Source organism: Pseudomonas sp. B21-021, from assembly GCF_024749205.1.
Lineage (GTDB): Bacteria > Pseudomonadota > Gammaproteobacteria > Pseudomonadales > Pseudomonadaceae > Aquipseudomonas > Aquipseudomonas paraglycinae.
Window position 1 is genome coordinate 2,471,613 of the sequence record NZ_CP087192.1, and the last position, 19,262, is coordinate 2,490,874.

Below are 19,262 nucleotides of genomic sequence, written 5' to 3' on the forward strand. Positions count from 1 at the left end.
ATATTTATTATGTCCGTACATAATTCTTGCGCCCTCGCTGATACACTGTCAACTCGCTTAACCATCGGGACTGATGAAAGGTATGAACACGCGCTATGCGGTCGTTGCAAAAGACTTGATGGAGGGCATCTCCAGCGGTCGCTATCCGCTCGGATCGTTGCTGCCGACCGAGTTCGAACTGTGCGAGCTGTACGACGTGAGCCGGCACACTGTGCGGGCGGCCATTACGCAGTTGCAGAATCAGGGGCTGGTCTCGCGGCGCAAGCGGGTCGGCACCCGCGTCGAGTCCATCTCGCCCAAGGGCGGGTACTCGCAGTCGCTGGCCTCGGTGTCCGACCTGGTGCACCTGGCGGAAACCCAGATGCGCAGCATTCAGAACGTCTCCCGTTTTGTCGCCGACATCGCCCAGGCCCGACGCCTGGGCATGGAGCCGGGGGAGCATTATTTTTGCGTGTCGAGCATTCGCGTCGACGAGCAGAACCGGCGGGCGCCGCTGTGCTGGACCGACGTCTACGCGCAGGAAACCTATGCCGAGGTCATCGAGCTGGCCGAACAGCATCCGGACGAACTGATCGCCGCCCTGATCGAGCGCCATTTCGGCCGGCACATCGACGTGGTCGACCAACAGGTGCGCGCGGTGTTGCTGAGCCCGGAGATCGCCAAAAGCCTCAACGCCGAAGCCGGGTCGCCGGGGCTGAACATCATTCGCCAGTACCGTGACGAGGACGGCGCCCTGATGGTGGTATCGGAAACCACGCACCCCGAAGACCGCTTCACGCTGGTGACACAGATGCGCCGGGAAAAGAGTCCGGGTTGATGCCGGGCGTCAGCCCAACGGTGCTGGCACATCGCATCAAGAGGACTATCGTTGCCTGACGCAGTCATACCCCTTTGCCTGAGGACGACGTCATGAACACCAGTGATCTGCTCGAACAACTGCTGCGAGGCCAGGCCTCGGCGGGACAACAAGGTGGCGCGTCGGCCGGCGGGGGAGCGGGTGGGCTTGGCGGGTTGCTCGGCGGTCTGCTGGGCGGCGGCAGTGGCGGTGGTTCTCCTGCCGGAGGGCTGGGTGGCCTGGGCGGGTTGCTTGGCGGATTGCTCGGCGGTGGCGGGGCGCTGGGCGGCGGGACGCAGCGTCGTTCCGGCGGGACCAATTACGCGGCGCTGGCCTCGCTGGGCATGATGGCTTTCCAGGCGTATCAAGCCTGGCAACGCAGCCAGGCGTCCGCCGCGCCGCAGCAAACTCCGCAGACTGCGGACCTGTTGTCCGGCCCGCAAGTCGAAGAACACAGCCACGCTGTCCTGCGGGCATTGATCGCGGCGGCCAAGGCTGACGGTCGGATCGACGAGTCGGAAAAACACCTGATCAGCAGCGAAATCGGCAAGCACACCAATGACCCGAACCTGCAGCAATGGCTCGACGACGAAGTCGCCAAACCGCTGGATCCCACAGAAGTGGCCCAGGCGGCGCAGAACGATCCAGCCATGGCCGCCGAAATGTACCTGGCCAGCGTGATGCTGGTGGACGATCAGCAGGACGCCGAACGCAATTATCTGGATGAACTGGCGGCGGCGTTGCAGATCGACCCCGAGTTGCAGGTTCACCTCGAGCAGCAGGCCAAGGGCACGGCCTGACCCTCTCACCTCACAGCCTTCGACCGTTCCGTTCAAGCAAGGAGCGAGCCGAAGGCTCCGTCCGTCAGGGCAATTTTCAAGCCGATTGAATTTTTGACGCGCCAAGCCTCTCTGCTTCATTAGAGGCGAGTGACTGAGCGTCCTGCCAATCGATCGAGAATATTGCCATGACTGTCCTGACTCACCTGCAAGCTGCCCACGCCCCATCGCGTCCGCTCGACTCTCTGACTGAGTTGCGGTGTATCCATGAAGCACTTTTAGCCGACGAACATCCGCAGCCGCTGGCGCGCGCCTTTCTGGAAGATCAACTGCTGCAAGCCGCGCAGTTGAAGGATGAGCTGCCATCGGACCCGGCGCAGTGGCATGCCTGGGTGGCCGAGCACTGTGCCGATGTCGCCCGGCAATACGCCGACTACCTGCAACAACGCAAGGCTGGGGGCGCACGGCAGTTCTTCAGTTGCAAGGCTCATGCGCTGTATTTCCTGCAAGCGGTGGCGCCGACCAAACTGGTCGATGGCGCCTGGCTCTACGGCTTGCTCGGACAGTGGCGCGATCCGCGCTTCAGCAGCCTGATCAGCACTTATCTGGAAGAACTGGGCGAGGGCAATCCGGCGCAGAATCACGTGGTGATCTACCGGCAATTGCTCGCCGAACACGGTCTGGAGTCCGGCAGCCCGCTGCCCGACGAACGCTATCTGCAAGGCGCGCTGCAATTGGCCCTCGGTGCCGGCGGCATGGATTTTCTGCCGGAGGTGATCGGTTACAACCTGGGTTACGAGCAACTGCCCTTGCACCTGCTGATCAGCAGTTACGAGCTGAGTGAGCTGGGGATCGATCCTTACTATTTCACCCTGCACGTGACCATCGACAACGCCAGCACCGGTCATGCGCAAAAAGCCGTTCAGGCCGTTCTCGATCTGCTGCCTCTGGAAGCCGATCGCAGCGATTTCCTGCGGCGGGTATCGCTGGGCTATCGGCTCAATGACCTGGGGCAGGGTAGCCGCGCAATCATCGAGGGGTTCGATCTGGAGCGCGAACTGTTGGCGATGCTTGAGCGCAAGTGTCCGTTCGCTCAACACATGCACTCCGACTATTGCCGCTTCGAAGGCAAGACCGTCAATCAATGGCTGGCCGATCCGCAGCAGTTGCCCGGGTTCCTGCAAGCCTTGCAAGACAAGGGCTGGATCAAGCGCAACGAAGATCCGCAGGGCAGCCGCTTTTGGCAATTGATCGATGGCGATGGTGCGGCGATGTTCGGCGTGTTCAGCGCCTATGAAAAGCAACTGGTTCACGACTGGATTGCCGGCGACTGGGTTTCTGCAGACAAACCCGTCGCGTTCCGCCGCCGCCCCTCGGACCCTGCACCGATCGAGGTGCCCGAACAGGACCCCGATGTGCAGCGCCTGAATGCGGCACTGCAAGGGCAGGACGCTCACACCCAAATCGCAACGTTGATCCCTTGGCTCGCACCGGCACGCCATGCACATCCGGCCGGGCTGCTCGCCACTCGCCGATTCATCCAACTCAAATCCGGCCTGCGCTAAGGAAGTCATCAATGAATCAGGAAGAACAACTGTCTGCCAACGATCTCGTGCTGCTGCAACTGGGGCGGCGCTTGCAGGCCGACGGCTATCGTTTCATCACCCCGACGCCGCTGACCCATCAACGGGTCAACCAGCGCGACGAAGGGCAGGCTGCAGATTGTCTCCGGGATGTGTTCGGATGGTCGCGGCCGTTCGAACCGGGCCTGCTGTCTGCCGATGAACAGCGGCAATTGCAGGAAGCCCAGGTGATCGATGAGTTCGACGGGCGCTTGAAGAGCCGGGTGCGCTGGTCGAGCCTGGATGACCTGCTTTTCGTGCATTCCGGATTTCCCACCGATGCGGCCGATTCGGTGTTCTTCGGCCCGGACACCTATCGCTTTGCTCAACTGATCCACAGCCATTTGCAGCAGAACTTTGCGCCCATCCACCGTGCGGTGGACATCGGTTGCGGCGCCGGAGTGGGCGCGATCCTGATTGGCCGTGCCAGGCGAGAAGCGCAAGTGCTGGCGGTGGATATCAACCCCGCCGCTTTGCGCCTGACCACGATCAACGCGGCGCTGGCCGAAGTGGCCAACGTCGAGGTGCGCGCTAGTGATGTATTGCAAGGCGTGGACGGTGAATTCGACCTGATCGTCGCCAACCCGCCGTACATGGCCGATCCGGCCGGGCGAGCTTACCGCCACGGTGGCGGGACGCTGGGGGCGGGCCTGTCGCTGCGGATCGTCGAACAGGCGCTCAATCGCCTGACTCTCGGCGGCTCGCTGGTGCTTTATACCGGTGTGGCGATGGTCGATGGCCGCGATCCCTTCCTCGATACCGTAGTGCCACGGCTGGATGAAAAACGCTTCGGCTGGACCTACCGCGAACTCGATCCCGATGTGTTTGGTGAAGAGTTGCTGAATCCAGGCTATCAGCGCGTCGACCGGATTGCCGTGGTCGCACTGACGGTGACTCGAACAGGCTGAAACAAGGCAGGTGCAGGATGAGCAGGAATCTCGACGACTACAACCGGATGCGCGACTTTTCGGCGACCTCTGAACCGGCGGCTGAACGCCGTCGGGGCAAGAAATCCGCCGGTGACCACGCCCTGCAGTTCTGCATTCAAAAACACGATGCCTCGCACCTGCATTACGACTTTCGCCTGGAGCTCGACGGCGCGCTCAAGAGCTGGGCGGTGCCCAAGGGGCCGTCGCTGGATCCCAAGGTCAAGCGCCTGGCCGTGCACGTCGAAGACCATCCGCTGGACTACGCAACGTTCGAGGGCAGCATTCCCGAGGGGCATTACGGCGCCGGCGATGTGATCGTCTGGGATCGCGGCGTGTGGATTCCGCTGGAAGACCCGGAGAAAGCCTACGCCAAGGGCAAACTCAAATTCGAACTGCAAGGCGAGAAACTCGCCGGGGTGTGGAATCTGGTGCGCACCCACATGCCGGGCAAGAAAGAGCAGTGGTTTCTGATCAAGCATCAGGACAGCGCCGCGCGCCCGCAAAGCGATTACGACGTGCTGGTCGCCGAGCCCGACAGCGTGCTCAGTGAACGCACGATCGTCGACAAACCCAGCCTCAGTGCGAAGCAAGTCAAACCGCTGAAAGCCTCGCCGAAAGCACCGCGCAAGCCGGCCTCGGGCAAACTTGCCGGGGCGCACAAGGCCAGGATTCCCGCGCAACTCAAACCGCAACTGGCCACCCTGGTGGAGAGTGCGCCGGAAGGGGATTGGCAATACGAAATCAAGTTCGACGGCTATCGGATCATGGCGCGCATCGATCAGGACGAGGTGCAGTTGTTCACCCGCAATGGTCATGACTGGACGCACAAATTGCCGAAGCAGGCGCAAGCCTTGGCGGCACTGGGCCTGGAGTCGGCGTGGCTTGACGGTGAGATGGTCGTCGCCGACGCGGACGGCGTGCCGGATTTCCAGGCCCTGCAAAACACGTTTGATGCGGGCCGCAGTGAAAACATCCTCTATTACCTGTTCGATCTGCCATATCTCAACGGTGTCGATCTGCGTGAAGTCCCTGTGCAGGAACGGCGCGCGGCGCTGGCCACGGTGTTGAAAGCCCATGAAGATCCGCTGCTGCGTTTTTCCGAAGCGTTCGACGAAACCCCGCAGGCACTGCTCAACAGCGCCTGCCAGATGCGCATGGAGGGGCTGATCGGGAAACGTCTTGGCTCGCCTTACGTGTCGCGCCGCAGCAGCGACTGGATCAAGCTCAAGTGCAAGCATCGCCAGGAATTCGTGATCGTCGGCTACACCGATCCGAAAGGCGCGCGCAGTTCGTTCGGCGCGCTGTTGCTGGGATTGCATGATCGTGACAGCGGCGAGTTGCGTTACGCCGGCAAGGTCGGCACCGGATTCAATGAAACCACCCTCAAGAGCATCCTCGCGCAGCTCAAACCGTTGCGGGTGAAGAAACCGGCGGTGGTCAATCCTCCCACGGGGTTCGAGGCCAAGGGTGTGCACTGGCTCAAGCCGAGTCTGCTGGCGGAAGTGGCGTTTGCCGAAATGACCCAGGACGGCTCGGTGCGCCACGCCGTGTTCCATGGCCTGCGCGAGGACAAACCGGCCAAGGACATCACCGAGGAGCGTGCCAAACCGATGAAGACTTCAAAGGCTCAAACTACCGCGCCGTCCCAATCCGATCTGGCCGACGGCAAGGTGCGGATCACTCATCCCGACCGGGTGATCGACGCCAGCAGTGGCACCACCAAAATGCAGCTGGCCGAGTATTACGCCAGTGTCGCCGAATGGATTCTGCCGCAGCTCAAGGATCGCCCGGTGGCGCTGGTGCGCGCGCCGGACGGAATCGCCGGTGATTTGTTCTTCCAGAAGAACGCCGAAAACCTGGCGATCCCCGGCATCCGCACGCTCGACAAGGAGCTGACCGGCCAGCCGGTAATGCTGATCAACAACGCCGAAGCCTTGATCGGCGCGGTGCAGATGAGCACGGTCGAACTGCACACCTGGAACGCCACCACGACGGATCTGGACAAGCCCGACCGCTTTGTCCTCGACCTCGACCCGGATCCGGCGCTGCCCTGGAAAAGCATGGTCGAAGCCACGGCGCTGACCCTGACCGTGCTCGATGAACTGGGCCTCAAGGCGTTTCTCAAGACCAGCGGCGGCAAGGGCATTCATCTGGTGGTGCCGCTGACCCGCAAACATGGCTGGGAGGAGGTCAAGGATTTCAGCCACGCCATCGTCACGCACATGGCGAAGCTGTTGCCGGAGCGTTTTTCTGCGGTGTCCGGGCCGAAAAATCGTGTCGGGCGGATCTTCATCGATTACCTGCGCAACGGTCTGGGCGCCACCACTATCTGCGCCTACGCAGCGCGCACCCGCGAAGGGTTGCCGGTGTCGGTGCCGTTGTTTCGGGAAGAAGTGGGCGAGATCAAGGGCGCCGATCAATGGAACGTGCGCAACGTTCACGAACGGCTGGCAGAAGTGGGCGATGAGCCTTGGGCGGACATGAAGAAAACCCGGCAAAGCATCACGGCCGAGATGCGCAAGCGGGTGGGCATGAAGAAATGATCAGGTGCCGCGCAGCAAGTCGTGGGCGTTGAGCAGGTCGAAGGCGACTTGCGGGTTGTTTTCCAGGCCACGGCGGATGGCAGCCGGGATGGTTTTGCGGGTTTTGCGGCAGAGTCCCGGCAGGTCCTGGACCTCGATTTCGATGCCTCCGCGCACGGTCCGCACTTCACCGAACTTCGGGGCGATCAGCACGCGAATCCCTAGTTGATCGAACATCTTGCCTTGCAGACGCTCGAGGTCGGCGAGGTCTTTCAGGTTTTCCAGACGCTCGAGCAGACGCTTTTCCTCCTCGCGGGTCAGCAGCAAGATGCGCACGTCCGCGCCGGGCGTATCCAGCAGCGGATCACGCCCGCAAATGCAAAGACCCGGCGGGCAAGGGGAGCGAAGGGAGGCGGAAATCGTCATGGCCTCCATCATAGAGGCCGTTCGACGGTTTTGCCCATGGTCGTTCACCAGCCGTCCATCGGCAGGGCACAACGGTGGCGAGTCCGTCAGCCACCATCATCGAACGTGCCGTGGTTACTGCGACAGACCTTCGTAGTGAACCAGGATGGCATTGGCCAGCTCTTCATCGCTGGCGTTCAGGCCGGGATTTTCCTGACGCACCTGTTGCAGCACCGATTCGAGGTACACGCCACGGATCGTTCCGCCGCTGGCGACGAATGCGGACAAGTCGTCACGGGCCGGAATCACCATTTTGTGATCCTTGAAGGTCGAGTACAGCGAGGCCGAAACCCCCGCCGAAGTGGCGACATCCCCTGCGTCCACGCGGGCAAGGGCCGAGCCGAACGGCAGGCACAGCATGAGAGACGAAACGAGTAATAAACGGCGCATGACGGTGTTCCTCCAGCAGCGTAAAGCGAAAAGGAAGTACCACATAATGTGAGAGGTGCCGGACGGCATGGGAGTTCCATGCGCGGGGCCGGGCGGTAGCGGGCATAGAACGAGAAGCACCGCACAGTCCTCATTTTTACCGGATGTAACGACACACCCTGCGACGCTCTAAAGCGGCGGATTCACCCAAATAGGCTTAACTGAAGCGTTGAAAGGCGCCGTGTGGCGCGACCAGGGAGGAAATCACGGTGTCGATCAAACTGCGTTTGGTGTTGCTGATTGCGACCAGCCTGCTGACGGCGCTGATCGTGAGCCTGGTCAGTTACGTCGGCAATCAGCGGATGGCTTCGGCGGTCGGTGACAACGCGGTCAGCATGAGCGCGCTGCGCAACCACATGGAAGCCGACATGATGCACGACGCCCTGCGTGCCGACGTGTATTCGGCGATGCTGGTGGGGCTGGGCAAAAGCACCAGTTCGGCGGACGAGGTGCGCAGTTCGGTCGAAGAGCATGCGGCGCATTTTCGCGAGGTGCTGGGTGAAAACCTCAAGCTGCCGGTCAATCCCACGATCAAGTCCGCGCTGGAACAGATCAAGCCGAGTCTCGACACCTACATCAGCGCCGGCGAGCAGATCGTCGGTCTTGCACTGGAAAACCCGGACATCGCCCAGCAGCATCTCGGCACCTTCAGCACCGCATTCAGCCAGCTCGAAGAACAGATGGCCGCTCTCAGCGAGCTGATCGAAACCAATACCCGGCACACCAGCGAAGGCACCGAGGCGGCGATCCACAATGCCAATATCGCCCTTGGCATTGTCCTGGTCGCCAGTCTGTTGCTGCTGTTGGCCCAGGGCCGGTGGGTGATCCTGAGCATCATGGGTCCGCTGAAATCCGCCAGCCGCATCGCCGAAAGCATTGCTCACGGCAACCTCAGCGAACCGATCGCCGAACCGTCCGGCAAGGACGAAGCCAGTGCGCTGATCCGCACGCTGGCCACCATGCAGCGCGACCTGCGGGACATGATCGACGTGGTGCGACGCAACGCCCATGGCGTCAGCGGCATGAGCGAACAACTGAGCCACGGCTGCCATCAGGTGGCCGACAGCAGTCAGCAGCAAAGCACCGCCGCCGGCACCATGGCCGCCGCTGCGAGCCAGATGACCGCCAGCATCGAGGAAATCACCCGTCACGCCGAGCGTGCACTGGACATGGCCAGCCAGGCCGAGTCACTGGCGAAGAACGGCGGACAGGTGATCCATCAGGTGGTCAGCGACATGGACGACATCGCACGGTCCGCCCAGCAATCGGCGCAAGTGATCCGCACCCTCGATCAGGAATCCGAAGGCATCTTCAATATCATTCAGGTGATCAAGAGCATCGCCGACCAGACCAACCTGCTGGCGCTCAACGCGGCCATCGAGGCAGCCCGGGCGGGCGAACAGGGCAGGGGCTTTGCGGTGGTGGCCGATGAGGTCCGCAGCCTCGCAGCGCGCACCAGCGCCTCGACCCAGGAAATCGCCGCGATGGTCGCGCGCATCCAGAACAGCACCCGCGAGGCCGTCAGCAGCATGGAGGCCGGTGTGGCCCAGGTCGACAAAGGCATGGCGGTCACCGCCGACGTCGAACGCGCCATCCGCGAAATCCTCGACGCCACCCTCAGCACCACGCAACTGGTCAACGACATCACCCGCACCATCGGCGAACAGAGCCAGGCGAGCAACGAGATTGCCCATCAGGTGGAGATGATCGCGGGCATGTCGGAGGGCAACAGCAAGGTGATCGGTCAGACGGCCAATACCACGGATGAGCTGTCGAGTCTGGCGGGGCGGCTGGCGCAGTCGGTGGATCGATTTCGGTTGTGAAAACAAGCTCTGCCGCCGCATTGGCGGCAGAGCTCATGCATCAGAACTTGTACGCCTGACGCCCCACCAGCAACCACTTGCCAGCCTGCTTCTGCCAGATCTGGAAGTTCTCGATTTCCGTCGGCACGACCTCGGTGCCTTTGAGGGCCTGTGCTGAAAAATGATGGCGCACCAGCGCGGTGTCCCCGGACAGGGTGATGGTCTGGTTTTGCATCTCCAGGGTCTTGAACGCGCTCTTGCCGGTTTCGATATCGGCAATGAAGGCTTTCTTGTCCTGGATTTTGCCGCTGGAGTGGCCGTAGGTGAGGTTGTCGGCGGTCAGCGCGTTCAGTTCGGCGATGTCCTTGTGCAACATCGCCTGGGTCAGGTGATCAACGGCCTGGGCGACGTCCTGTTCCGCCGGGGCGGCGGCGACGTAGCCGCTGAAGATGCAGATGAGACCGAGCAGCAGTCTGGATTTGTTCATGAGTATTCCTTGTTGTTGTAGGTAATGAAGACGACTGATTGATTTGTCAGTCGTCGTACAACTTAGCAGGAATGCGCCGGCGTTAGAAAGCGCTTGAGGAACCTATTGAAAACTATCCGGTCGCGAACAGACGCGCGGGTTTGCCATGACGTGATATTCTTCGCCCCACTTGGTTTGACCTAATTCAGTCTGGCGCGCTTTTCGGCGGGCCAGACAGAACCCCTGTCGCTCAAGTAGCTGAAGCCAATAATGATAAGAAGTCAGTTCAGAAGGGACATATAACTGAGGTCGACGCAGCCTGTCGGCCTTGTGTGCCCACCCGTCAAAATTGAAGTGTGCCGGAACCCGCGACGCTAGCCTGAGTGTCGCGAAAAAAGGGGACCTCATACGTACAACAGCGGCGGGCGGAAGGCGTTTTATCATAGGTGCAACAGATGTTTAAAAAAGTGAACACAGCCTTGCTGGGGCTGGCTTTGGCGATGGGGATGTCTTCCGCCAATGCCGAAGAAGCAAAGAAAGTCGACGTCCTGCTGATCGGCGGCGGCATCATGAGCACCACCCTGGGTGTGTGGATCAATGAGCTGGAACCGACCTGGTCGATGGAAATGGTCGAGCGCCTCGACGGCGTCGCCCTGGAAAGCTCCAACGGCTGGAACAACGCCGGTACCGGTCACTCCGCCCTGGCCGAGCTGAATTACACCCCGGAAGACGACAAGGGCAACGTCACGATCCCGAAAGCGGTCGAGATCAACGAAGCGTTCCAGGTCTCCCGTCAATTCTGGGCCTGGCAGGTTCGTCAAGGCGTCCTGAAGGACCCTCGTTCGTTCATCAACACCACTCCGCACATGAGCTTCGTGTGGGGCGATGACAACATCAAGTTCCTGAAAAAACGCTACGAAGCCCTGCAAGCGAGCCCGCTGTTCGCCGGCATGCAGTATTCCGAAGACCCGGCTGTGATCAAGAAGTGGGTCCCGCTGATGATGGAAGGGCGTGACCCGAACCAGAAAATCGCGGCCACCTGGAGCCCGCTGGGTACCGACATGAACTTCGGCGAAATCACCCGCCAGTTCGCCGGTTACCTGCAGACCAAGCCTAACTTCAGCATGAAGCTGTCCAGCGAAGTGCAGGACATCACCAAGAATGCCGATGGCACCTGGCGCGTCAGCTACAAGAACCTGAAAGACGGCACCAAGACTGAAACCGACGCCAAGTTCGTGTTCATCGGCGCCGGCGGCGGTGCACTGCACCTGCTGCAGAAATCCGGTATCGAAGAAGCCAAGGAATACGCTGGCTTCCCGGTAGGCGGCTCGTTCCTGGTGACCGATAACCCGGCCATCGCCGAACAGCACCTGGCCAAGGCCTACGGTAAAGCTTCGGTTGGCGCGCCTCCGATGTCCGTTCCGCACCTGGACACCCGTGTCCTGGACGGCAAGCGCGTCATCCTGTTTGGCCCGTTCGCGACTTTCAGCACCAAGTTCCTGAAAGAAGGTTCGTACCTGGACCTGCTGACCAGCACTACCACCCACAACATCTGGCCTATGACCAAGGTCGGCATCAAGGAATACCCGCTGGTCGAGTACCTGGCCGGTCAACTGATGCTGTCGGATGAAGATCGTCTGAACGCGCTGAAGGAATACTTCCCGAACGCCAAGGCCGAAGACTGGCGCCTGTGGCAAGCCGGCCAGCGCGTGCAAATCATCAAGCGTGATGAAGCCGCTGGCGGCGTGCTGAAACTGGGCACCGAAATCGTTGCTTCCAAAGACGGCTCCATCGCCGGTCTGCTGGGCGCATCCCCAGGCGCGTCGACCGCTGCACCGATCATGCTGAGCGTGCTGCAGAAAGTCTTCAAAGACAAAGTCGCCAGCCCTGAGTGGCAAGCCAAGCTGCACCAGATCGTTCCAAGCTACGGCACCCAGCTGAACAACGATCCAGCCAAAGTGGCTGAAGAGTGGGCCTACACCGCCAAGATCCTGCAACTGCCAACCCCTCCGGTGATTGGCCAGGCTGCAGCTCCAGCGGCGGACGCCTCGGCTGAAAAAGCCCCGGCTCCAAAAGAAAGCGCTGCACGTGACATGGCTCTGTAACTAGACGCCAGACACACGAAGCCCACTGAACCGGTGACGGTCAGTGGGCTTTTTTGTGTGCGGATTTCAGGCCTTGGCGGCCGCCAGATAAGCCCCCAACCGCCGGCCCATTTCCTCGCCCAACGCTTGCAACCCACTCAACGGCCGTACCATCACCTCGAACTCGACGATCTTGCCCTGTTCATCGAAGCGGATCATGTCGATGCCCTTGAGCTCTTTCGAACCTACCTTTGCACTGAACTCCAGCACCACGTTCAAACCGTCCGCCGTCGCCAGTTCACGGTGATATTTAAAGTTTTCAAACACTTCGAACACGGTGTTGAGGATCATCGAGACCACGGGGGCGCTCGGGTAAGGCGTGTGGGCCATCGGTGAGCGGAATACCGCTTTGGAATCGAGCAGTTCGGGCAGGGCCTTGAGGTTGCCGGTGCGGATCATCTCGTGCCAGCGGTTCAGGGATTCGGCGGCGTTGGGGTGCAGGTTCAGGTCGGACATGGTTTCACTCCTGTATTTTTGTTGTTCTTTGCGCGGCGCCCATGACTCTAGATCAAAGCGGCGCAATGGAAACCATCTGTACCGATCTGAATATCGACCCATGCGCCAGCCCGATCCATCTGATCCGCTTTTTCCTGTCGAATCTGCATCTGTAACCATCTCAGCCATGCGCCCAAAATACCCCTGCCGTTCGGCCATACGCGACGCGCTTCATTCCGGAGCGCCCGGTGCGCCGGACATTCAGTATTCAGGAGGCCTTCATGGCTAAGATGGCGATTTTCCTCGGCGGCTTTCTTGTGTTGACCATCATGATTGGCGTCCTTGCCACGATTTCTCCGGTCTGACGATCAGCTGTTGCGTTGCGGCATGCAGCGTTCTTCAACGTTTTGAAAGGAACCGGATCAAGGCGCCCCGAACAGCATCGTCCAATACACCCCTTCATCACTGCGCGCCTCACTGGCAAACCCGGCGCCGACCTGGGTGAACATCGGGTTCATCAGGTTGGCGCAGTGTCCGGGGCTGGCCAGCCAGCCGGCCATGGCCTTGCCCGGTGAGCTTTGCCCGGCGGCGATGTTTTCGCCGATCTGCCGGCCACGGTAGCCGGCCGCCCGGGCGCGATCTGCCGGGCCGTCGCCGTCCGGGTCGCGGTGGGCGAAATAATTGCCGTAGGCCATGGCCTTGCTGTGGCCCTGAGCGGCGGCGCCGAGCGCCGGGTTCCAGCTCAAGGGTCGGGCGGCGGCGAAGCGCTGGCGACCGCACATGCGCGGTCGGGCGCGGGCGGCGTTGACCTCGGCCAGCAAGACCTTGCCGACACTGCGGTTGTCGCCGACGCGACTGTCGAGCACTGGCCGCGCCAGCACCACTTGCCATTCGCTGCGGGCGCGGCTGATGCCGATGTCGGCGTATTGACCGTCGAGCAGCGCACCGCAGTAATCGTCTTGCAGCATTTCTAACGCCTCTTCGGCGTCCTGCGCGCCGACGATCCGGATGCTGCGCACCGCCACGGCCGCATAGCCGGAATCTTTCAATCGTTCGCGCAATCCACCGCCGTAGCCATAGCCGACCGGCAACGCCAGGTTCGACTTCAGCGTCAGCGGCGCCAGCCGTTGGGCCGGGCGTCGGTCGCAGCGTTGCGGGTGGGCGCGGTAGTCGTTGATGGCGGCCACCAGTTGCCGCTCGGCGCCGGCGTGGGCAGAGGGAGAAAGCAGGGGAGAAAGGATCAACAGGCACAGCGAAACGAAGCGAGACGAACGAACGGCGTGGCGCATGGGACGCAAAGCTCTGAAAAAGGACATCGCTGAAGGGAAGTGAACCGCAGAACGCGGCGCGGGTAGGACTGGCCTTTTTGCACTTGGTTCACGAAGCGCTGCCGGGTTTTAACGGCCGCCGACGAAGTGCTCAGCGATTCAGCACATCCTCGATCCATTGCAGATATTGCGGCCGGTCGGAAATCGAATTGTGTGCCGAGTCGTTCACCACTTTGAGCGTGGCCACACCGGCGGGAAAACTGTGCAGCAAGCGTTCGGTGCTGGCCCGAGGAATCACCTCGTCATCGCTCGCCGCCAGCAGCAGCGTCGGGACGCGGATATGCGCCGCGTACTGGCCGGACCGGAAACGATCCTTGAGCAACCACTGCACCGGCACCCACGGGTATTGGCGGGCGGCGATTTCTTCGAGGCTGTTGTAGGGCGTGACCAGAATCAGCCGCGCCACCGGACGCTGGCTGGCCAGCCGCACCGCGACCCCGGAACCAAGGCTGCGCCCCAGCAGCGCGACCTGCGGGTGACTGGCATACACCTGATCGAACAGCGCCAGCGCATCCTCGGCAATCGCTTCTTCGGAGGGCGAACCACCGCTGCCGCCAAAGCCCCGGTAATGCAGCAAATACAACGAATAGTCAGGAAACGCCTCGGAAAACTCCGGCAGATTGCGCGAAACGTCCTCGGCATTGCCGCCGAAATAGATCAGCGCTCTGGGCCCGGCGCGCTCGCGCACCGTCACGCGGATCTCGGCGTCGGGCATGGCCAGCGTCATCCGTGTGTCCGGTGATTCCACGCTGGCGGGCTGGGGAAAATAGATCAGCGCCCGCTGAAACACGAACAGCGCCGCGCACAGGATCAAGTACACGGCGACGATCAATGCGACGAGTGACAACAGGGTTCTGGACATTCGACTAACTTTAACCGGGCGCGCAGGTTGGCTGTCGCAGTGTAGTCCAACGGTTTTGCGGGCTGCGTCAAAACACAAGGTGCAACAGATCCACAGGGCAAGGGCGCCAGCATGAACCACACTGAGGGATATTCCCGCCGCCGGTTGCTGACACTGGCAGCCGGGGTGTCAGCGGTTTTCACCTTTGACCGGGCGCTGGCCGCCATTACGTCGCCGAACGCCACAGGAGCCCAGACCATGCAGACCCGCGCCATCCCTTCGAGCTCCGAGCCACTGCCGCTGGTAGGGTTGGGCACTTATCGCGGTTTCGACGTCGCCCCCGGCGATCCGGTCTACAAACAATTGCCGGCGGTGCTCGGCGAGCTGTTCAAAAAGGGCGGAACGGTGATCGACAGCTCGCCCATGTACGGCCGCGCTGAGGAAACCACCGGTGAATTGCTGTCGATCCACGAACCGCGCTCGCCGGCGTTTCTGGCGACCAAGGTCTGGACCCGTGGTCGCGAGGAGGGCATCGCGCAGATGGAGCAGTCGTTCAGCCTGCTGCGCACCGAGCGCATCGACCTGATGCAGATTCACAACCTGCTCGACTGGCAAACCCATCTGCCGACCCTGCGCGACTGGAAAGAGCAGGGCCGGATCCGCTACATCGGCATCACCCACTACACGTCGTCGGCCTATGAGGAGGTGGAGGCGGTGCTCAAGGCCGAGCCGCTGGATTTCCTGCAAATCAATTACGCCCTGGATGATCGCGGGGTCGAGAAGCGCATCCTGCCGCTGTGCCGCGAACGCGGGGTGGCGGTGATCTGCAACCGGCCGTTCGGCGGCGGTGACCTGCTCGCGCGGCTCAAGGGCAAGCCCCTGCCGGGCTGGGCGGCGCAAGTGGGGGCCAAGAGCTGGCCGCAACTGGCGCTGAAATTCCTGCTGGCGCATCCGGCGGTGACTTGTGTGATTCCCGGCACCAGCAATCCGCTGTACATGGCCGACAACGCGGGCGCCGGGTTCGGGCTGACGCTGACCGATGCGCAGCGTCAGCAGTTGATTGCGCTGGTGAGTTAGTCGCCTGGGTCATCCAGATTGTCGATGTGCTTGAAGCGCTCCACCAGAAAATCGATCAGGCTGCGAACCCGTGCCGACAGGTGCAGCTGTTGCGGATACACCGCGTACACATCGGCGCGGGTCGGGGTCTGGTCTTCCAGCACCAGGCGCAAACGGCCGCTGCGCACGTAGCGGGCGATGTCCCATTCGGCACGCAGCAGAATGCCATAGCCTTCCAGGGCCCAATTCAAAGCCACCTCACCATCGTTGCAACCCAGGGCACCGCGCACTTTGATGTTTTGCGTCCGTCCGCCGTCAGTGAAACTCCAGACGCCGTAGGGCGTTTCGTTCTGCCGCAGGAATATACAGTTGTGTTGCGGCAGGTCCGACAGTTTCTGTGGCACCCCGTGTTTCTCCAGATACAGCGGCGAGGCACAGAGCAAGCGGCGGTTGGAGGCGATTTTGCGGGCATGAAATGCCGCGTCGGGCAGGGTGCCGAAACGGATCCCCAGATCAAAGCCGTGGGTCGTCAGATCCAGTGGGTGGTCGCTGATTTCCAGCTGGATTTCCACCTCCGGGTATCGGGCAAAAAACGCCGCCAGGGCCGGACCGATGTAGCGACGACCAAAGCCCAGCGAGGCATTGACCCGGATCAGCCCCTTAGGGGTTGCCCGGCTGGCGCCGATCAACTGCTCGACCTCGTCGATCTGCGTCAGGATCCGCGCCGCATGGGAAAAATACAGTTCGCCTTCTGCCGTGAGACTCATTGAGCGCGTGGTGCGATTGACCAGCCGCACTCCCAGACGAGCCTCCAGCGCACTCAGGCGTTTGCTTACGGCTGGAGGCGTCACACCCAATTCCCGAGCCGTGGCGGCCAGGCTGCCTTTGTTGGCCAGCAAATGAAAAAACGACAGATCGAGGGTCTGGCTCATTGGTAACTCAAAGTTATGGATGTAGTGATTTTCTGTAACTCACAGCTTTCTGGTCACTACATATACTCCGATCACACCCCGCCTGACAGCCCTGTCCGGCAGGCAAAACAAAAACGTGAAGAGAGTGGAGTTGACCATGAGTGCATACAAGATTGCAGCGGTTCCGGGTGATGGCATTGGTGTGGAAGTGATTGCCGCCGGCGTCGAAGTACTACAAGCCCTGGCGAAGAAATCCGGTTTTGAACTGGATTTCAAACACTTCGACTGGAACTCCGACAACTACCTGAAAAACGGTCACTACATTCCTGAAGGCGGCTTGCAGGAACTGAAAACCTTCGACGCAATATTCTTCGGCGCGGTCGGCGCACTCAATGTGCCGGATCACATTTCCCTGTGGGGCCTGCGTCTGCCGATCTGCCAGGGTTTCGATCAATACGCCAACGTGCGTCCGGCCCGCGTGCTGCCGGGGGTGAAAAGTCCGCTGCACAACGGTGAGCAGATCGATTGGGTCGTGGTCCGGGAAAACTCCGAGGGCGAGTATTCCGGCAACGGCGGCCGCGTTCATCGAGGCTTGCCGGAAGAAGTGGCGACCGAAGTGTCGGTGTTCACCCGTGCCGGGGTCGAGCGCATTCATCGTTTCGCCTTTGAACTGGCGCAAAGCCGCCCGCGCAAACATTTGACCATGGTCACCAAATCCAATGCCCAGCGGCACGGCATGGTGCTGTGGGACGAAATCTTCTACGAAGTCGCCAAGGACTTCCCGGACGTGAAGATCGACAAGGAACTGGTCGATGCCGTGACCACCCGCATGGTGCTCAAGCCGGCGACGCTGGACGTGATTGTCGCGACCAACCTGCACGCCGACATTCTGTCTGATCTGGCCGCTGCGTTGTCCGGCAGCCTCGGCATTGCGCCCACGGCCAACCTCAATCCAGGGCGTGATTTCCCTTCGATGTTCGAGCCGATCCACGGCTCGGCGTTTGATATCACCGGCAAAGGCGTGGCCAATCCGATCGCGACGTTCTGGACTGCCGCGATGATGCTTGAGCATCTGGGCGAAAAAACAGCCGCCAAACACCTGATGTCGGCAATCGAGGCGGTCACGGAAAGCGGTCTGCACACCCCGGATCTGGGTGGCACCGCCACGACGCGCCAAGTCACCGACGCGGTGATCGCGCTGATCAACCGCTGATCCCTCTGCAATTCAAATCAGTACTGCGGCACACCGCCGAGGGGCGTATCGCGCCCCTCGGCATTTCCTGACAACAATAAAAAATCAGGGCCCTGTCATGAAAAGAATATTCGGCAAACTCTACGTACAAGTCCTTGTCGCCGTGATCCTCGGCGCACTCATCGGCGTGCTGGTGCCCGAGACCGGCACCGCGCTCAAACCCTTGGGCGACGCCTTCATCAAACTGATCAAAATGCTGCTGGCACCGGTGATTTTTCTCACGGTGGTGACCGGTATCGCCCGCATGGAAAACATGAAGGAACTGGGCCGGGTCGGCTTTCGTGCATTGATCTATTTCGAGGTGGTGTCGACGCTGGCGCTGGTCATCGGCCTGATCGTGGTGGACGTGTTCAAGCCTGGCGCAGGCATGAATGTCGATGTCGCCAGTCTCGACACCAGCAGCCTGGCGACGTACACCACAGCGGCCAAACATGCGTCGTTCATGGATTTTGTGATGGGCATCATCCCCGACACGATCGTCGATGCATTTGCCAAGGGCAATGTTTTGCAAATCCTGTTGTTTTCGATCCTGCTGGGCATCGCCCTGGCCCATGTCGGGCCGCGTGGCAAGGTGTTTGTCGATGCGCTTGAGAGTCTGATGCAGGGCATGTTTCGAATCGTAAACATGGTCATGCGTCTGGCGCCGATTGGTGCGTTCGGCGCCATTGCCTTCACCATTGGCAAGTACGGTTTCGGTTCGCTGTTTTCGCTGGGAAAACTGATGGCTTGCGTTTACCTGACCTGTGCGGTGTTCGTGATTTTTGTGCTCGGCCCGATCTGCCGTTACAGCGGTTTCAGCTTGTGGAAATTCCTCAGGTTCATCAAGGAAGAGCTGTTTACGGTACTCGGCACCAGCTCCTCGGAGTCGGTGCTGCCGCAGATGATCTCGAAGATGGAAAAGGCCGGCGTATCGAAACCGGTGGCCGGGATGATCATCCCCTCAGGGCTGACCTTCAACCCGGACGGCCAGGCCATCTACTACACCATCGCGGCGATCTTCATCGCTCAGGCGACGAACACACCGCTGACGCTGACCGACCAATTGATAGTGCTGGCGGTGTTGATGTTCACCTCCAAGGGCTCGGCGGGGGTAACCGGTTCAGGGTTCATCATACTGGCCGCGACATTGGCCTCGCTCGGCACGATACCGGTGGCAGGCATGGTGCTGTTGCTCGGGGTCGATCGCTTCATGTCGGAGGCTCGGGCAATCACCAACACCATTGGTAATGGCGTGGGCACCATGGCCATCGCCAAATGGGTCGGGGCGCTCGATAGCGAAAAAATGCACAGGTCGCTCAATGGCGAGGCCGAGGAACGGAGTGCGCAGGTGCCGGAAGCCGAGATCACTCTCCACGCCAGCGAATCTCTGCGCCCAGGCCTTGAGCGCGTGGCTGCCAGATAGACGAATCGGATACAGCAACCGCAGGTGCCATGCCGTCTCAGGCA

Annotated in this window: 17 protein-coding genes and 1 pseudogene; 11 read left to right on the forward strand and 7 right to left on the reverse strand. The window is 61.2% G+C overall.

Annotated elements, in window-relative coordinates; all coding sequences use genetic code 11:
- Nucleotides 1-82: 82 nt before the first annotated feature.
- The 5 genes from LOY31_RS11045 (at nucleotide 83) to ligD (ending at nucleotide 6,708) form a co-directional block, all read left to right on the forward strand.
- Nucleotides 83-817 (forward strand): GntR family transcriptional regulator, encoded by a 735-nt coding sequence (locus tag LOY31_RS11045; protein ID WP_179695568.1) that lies wholly within the window; start codon nucleotides 83-85, stop codon nucleotides 815-817.
- 92 nt (nucleotides 818-909) lie between these two features.
- Complete coding sequence (locus LOY31_RS11050) at nucleotides 910-1,635, forward strand: tellurite resistance TerB family protein (RefSeq protein ID WP_258713241.1); 726 nt, start codon at nucleotides 910-912, stop codon at nucleotides 1,633-1,635.
- Between the two features lie 167 nt (nucleotides 1,636-1,802).
- Nucleotides 1,803-3,179, forward strand: a complete 1,377-nt coding sequence (locus LOY31_RS11055; RefSeq protein ID WP_258713242.1) for an iron-containing redox enzyme family protein — start codon at nucleotides 1,803-1,805, stop codon at nucleotides 3,177-3,179.
- Nucleotides 3,180-3,190: 11 nt separating this feature from the next.
- Nucleotides 3,191-4,144: a class I SAM-dependent methyltransferase gene (locus LOY31_RS11060; protein WP_258713243.1), complete on the forward strand. Its 954-nt coding sequence runs from the start codon at nucleotides 3,191-3,193 to the stop codon at nucleotides 4,142-4,144.
- Between the two features lie 17 nt (nucleotides 4,145-4,161).
- A complete protein-coding gene (ligD, locus tag LOY31_RS11065) occupies nucleotides 4,162-6,708 on the forward strand; it encodes a DNA ligase D (RefSeq protein ID WP_258713244.1) in 2,547 nt (848 codons plus the stop codon).
- Here the strand turns inward: ligD and LOY31_RS11070 are convergent, their stop codons facing one another.
- The gene (locus tag LOY31_RS11070) at nucleotides 6,709-7,113 is read right to left on the reverse strand and encodes a hypothetical protein (protein WP_170929433.1); all 405 of its coding nucleotides are present in this window, start codon (nucleotides 7,111-7,113) and stop codon (nucleotides 6,709-6,711) included.
- A gap of 114 nt (nucleotides 7,114-7,227) precedes the next feature.
- Nucleotides 7,228-7,542, reverse strand: a complete 315-nt coding sequence (locus LOY31_RS11075; RefSeq protein ID WP_007957157.1) for a DUF2388 domain-containing protein — start codon at nucleotides 7,540-7,542, stop codon at nucleotides 7,228-7,230.
- Between the two features lie 248 nt (nucleotides 7,543-7,790).
- On the opposite strand from LOY31_RS11075, the pseudogene LOY31_RS29470 reads away from it, so the two are divergent.
- Both LOY31_RS29470 and LOY31_RS29475 read left to right on the forward strand, forming a co-directional pair.
- Nucleotides 7,791-8,549, forward strand: a pseudogene (locus LOY31_RS29470) (MCP four helix bundle domain-containing protein); the annotation flags it as partial.
- A gap of 129 nt (nucleotides 8,550-8,678) precedes the next feature.
- Nucleotides 8,679-9,404, forward strand: a complete 726-nt coding sequence (locus LOY31_RS29475) for a methyl-accepting chemotaxis protein (RefSeq protein ID WP_408980477.1) — start codon at nucleotides 8,679-8,681, stop codon at nucleotides 9,402-9,404.
- A 40-nt stretch (nucleotides 9,405-9,444) separates the two neighbouring features.
- Here the strand turns inward: LOY31_RS29475 and LOY31_RS11085 are convergent, their stop codons facing one another.
- Entirely contained in the window at nucleotides 9,445-9,870 is a 426-nt protein-coding gene (locus tag LOY31_RS11085; RefSeq protein ID WP_258713246.1) for a nuclear transport factor 2 family protein, read from the reverse strand.
- 434 nt (nucleotides 9,871-10,304) lie between these two features.
- Between LOY31_RS11085 and mqo the strand changes: the two genes are divergently transcribed.
- Nucleotides 10,305-11,954 carry a malate dehydrogenase (quinone) gene (gene mqo, locus LOY31_RS11090; protein ID WP_007957153.1) on the forward strand — a complete coding sequence of 550 codons (1,650 nt, stop codon included), beginning with the start codon at nucleotides 10,305-10,307 and terminating at the stop codon, nucleotides 11,952-11,954.
- A 66-nt stretch (nucleotides 11,955-12,020) separates the two neighbouring features.
- Here the strand turns inward: mqo and LOY31_RS11095 are convergent, their stop codons facing one another.
- The 3 genes from LOY31_RS11095 to LOY31_RS11105 form a co-directional block, all read right to left on the reverse strand.
- On the reverse strand, nucleotides 12,021-12,449 hold the full coding sequence (locus LOY31_RS11095; protein ID WP_258713247.1) for a nuclear transport factor 2 family protein: 429 nt from the start codon (nucleotides 12,447-12,449) through the stop codon (nucleotides 12,021-12,023).
- Nucleotides 12,450-12,850: 401 nt separating this feature from the next.
- On the reverse strand, nucleotides 12,851-13,717 hold the full coding sequence (locus LOY31_RS11100; RefSeq protein ID WP_258713248.1) for a CAP domain-containing protein: 867 nt from the start codon (nucleotides 13,715-13,717) through the stop codon (nucleotides 12,851-12,853).
- A gap of 130 nt (nucleotides 13,718-13,847) precedes the next feature.
- Nucleotides 13,848-14,618, reverse strand: a complete 771-nt coding sequence (locus LOY31_RS11105; RefSeq protein ID WP_258713249.1) for an alpha/beta hydrolase — start codon at nucleotides 14,616-14,618, stop codon at nucleotides 13,848-13,850.
- A 111-nt stretch (nucleotides 14,619-14,729) separates the two neighbouring features.
- Between LOY31_RS11105 and LOY31_RS11110 the strand changes: the two genes are divergently transcribed.
- Nucleotides 14,730-15,674 carry an aldo/keto reductase gene (locus LOY31_RS11110; RefSeq protein WP_258713250.1) on the forward strand — a complete coding sequence of 315 codons (945 nt, stop codon included), beginning with the start codon at nucleotides 14,730-14,732 and terminating at the stop codon, nucleotides 15,672-15,674.
- Here the strand turns inward: LOY31_RS11110 and LOY31_RS11115 are convergent.
- Nucleotides 15,671-16,585: a LysR family transcriptional regulator gene (locus tag LOY31_RS11115; protein WP_039770944.1), complete on the reverse strand. Its 915-nt coding sequence runs from the start codon at nucleotides 16,583-16,585 to the stop codon at nucleotides 15,671-15,673. The two genes, LOY31_RS11110 and LOY31_RS11115, sit on opposite strands and share 4 nt — an antisense overlap.
- Before the next feature lie 136 nt (nucleotides 16,586-16,721).
- Here LOY31_RS11115 and LOY31_RS11120 point away from each other — a divergent pair, with 136 nt between their 5' ends.
- Nucleotides 16,722-17,777 (forward strand): tartrate dehydrogenase, encoded by a 1,056-nt coding sequence (locus LOY31_RS11120; RefSeq protein WP_039770942.1) that lies wholly within the window; start codon nucleotides 16,722-16,724, stop codon nucleotides 17,775-17,777.
- 97 nt (nucleotides 17,778-17,874) lie between these two features.
- Nucleotides 17,875-19,218 (forward strand): dicarboxylate/amino acid:cation symporter, encoded by a 1,344-nt coding sequence (locus LOY31_RS11125; protein ID WP_221533033.1) that lies wholly within the window; start codon nucleotides 17,875-17,877, stop codon nucleotides 19,216-19,218.
- The last annotated feature ends 44 nt before the right edge of the window (nucleotides 19,219-19,262 follow it).

Excerpts from the sequence above, each read along its gene's own strand:
- LOY31_RS11045 (WP_179695568.1), top strand. The coding sequence starts at position 83 with ATGAACACGCGCTATGCGGTCGTTGCAAAAGACTTGATGGAGGGCATC.
- LOY31_RS11050 (WP_258713241.1), top strand. The coding sequence starts at position 910 with ATGAACACCAGTGATCTGCTCGAACAACTGCTGCGAGGCCAGGCCTCG.
- LOY31_RS11055 (WP_258713242.1), top strand. The coding sequence starts at position 1,803 with ATGACTGTCCTGACTCACCTGCAAGCTGCCCACGCCCCATCGCGTCCG.
- LOY31_RS11060 (WP_258713243.1), top strand. The coding sequence starts at position 3,191 with ATGAATCAGGAAGAACAACTGTCTGCCAACGATCTCGTGCTGCTGCAA.
- ligD (WP_258713244.1), top strand. The coding sequence starts at position 4,162 with ATGAGCAGGAATCTCGACGACTACAACCGGATGCGCGACTTTTCGGCG.
- LOY31_RS11070 (WP_170929433.1), bottom strand. The coding sequence starts at position 7,113 with ATGACGATTTCCGCCTCCCTTCGCTCCCCTTGCCCGCCGGGTCTTTGC.
- LOY31_RS11075 (WP_007957157.1), bottom strand. The coding sequence starts at position 7,542 with ATGCGCCGTTTATTACTCGTTTCGTCTCTCATGCTGTGCCTGCCGTTC.
- LOY31_RS29475 (WP_408980477.1), top strand. The coding sequence starts at position 8,679 with ATGGCCGCCGCTGCGAGCCAGATGACCGCCAGCATCGAGGAAATCACC.
- LOY31_RS11085 (WP_258713246.1), bottom strand. The coding sequence starts at position 9,870 with ATGAACAAATCCAGACTGCTGCTCGGTCTCATCTGCATCTTCAGCGGC.
- mqo (WP_007957153.1), top strand. The coding sequence starts at position 10,305 with ATGTTTAAAAAAGTGAACACAGCCTTGCTGGGGCTGGCTTTGGCGATG.
- LOY31_RS11095 (WP_258713247.1), bottom strand. The coding sequence starts at position 12,449 with ATGTCCGACCTGAACCTGCACCCCAACGCCGCCGAATCCCTGAACCGC.
- LOY31_RS11100 (WP_258713248.1), bottom strand. The coding sequence starts at position 13,717 with ATGCGCCACGCCGTTCGTTCGTCTCGCTTCGTTTCGCTGTGCCTGTTG.
- LOY31_RS11105 (WP_258713249.1), bottom strand. The coding sequence starts at position 14,618 with ATGTCCAGAACCCTGTTGTCACTCGTCGCATTGATCGTCGCCGTGTAC.
- LOY31_RS11110 (WP_258713250.1), top strand. The coding sequence starts at position 14,730 with ATGAACCACACTGAGGGATATTCCCGCCGCCGGTTGCTGACACTGGCA.
- LOY31_RS11115 (WP_039770944.1), bottom strand. The coding sequence starts at position 16,585 with ATGAGCCAGACCCTCGATCTGTCGTTTTTTCATTTGCTGGCCAACAAA.
- LOY31_RS11120 (WP_039770942.1), top strand. The coding sequence starts at position 16,722 with ATGAGTGCATACAAGATTGCAGCGGTTCCGGGTGATGGCATTGGTGTG.
- LOY31_RS11125 (WP_221533033.1), top strand. The coding sequence starts at position 17,875 with ATGAAAAGAATATTCGGCAAACTCTACGTACAAGTCCTTGTCGCCGTG.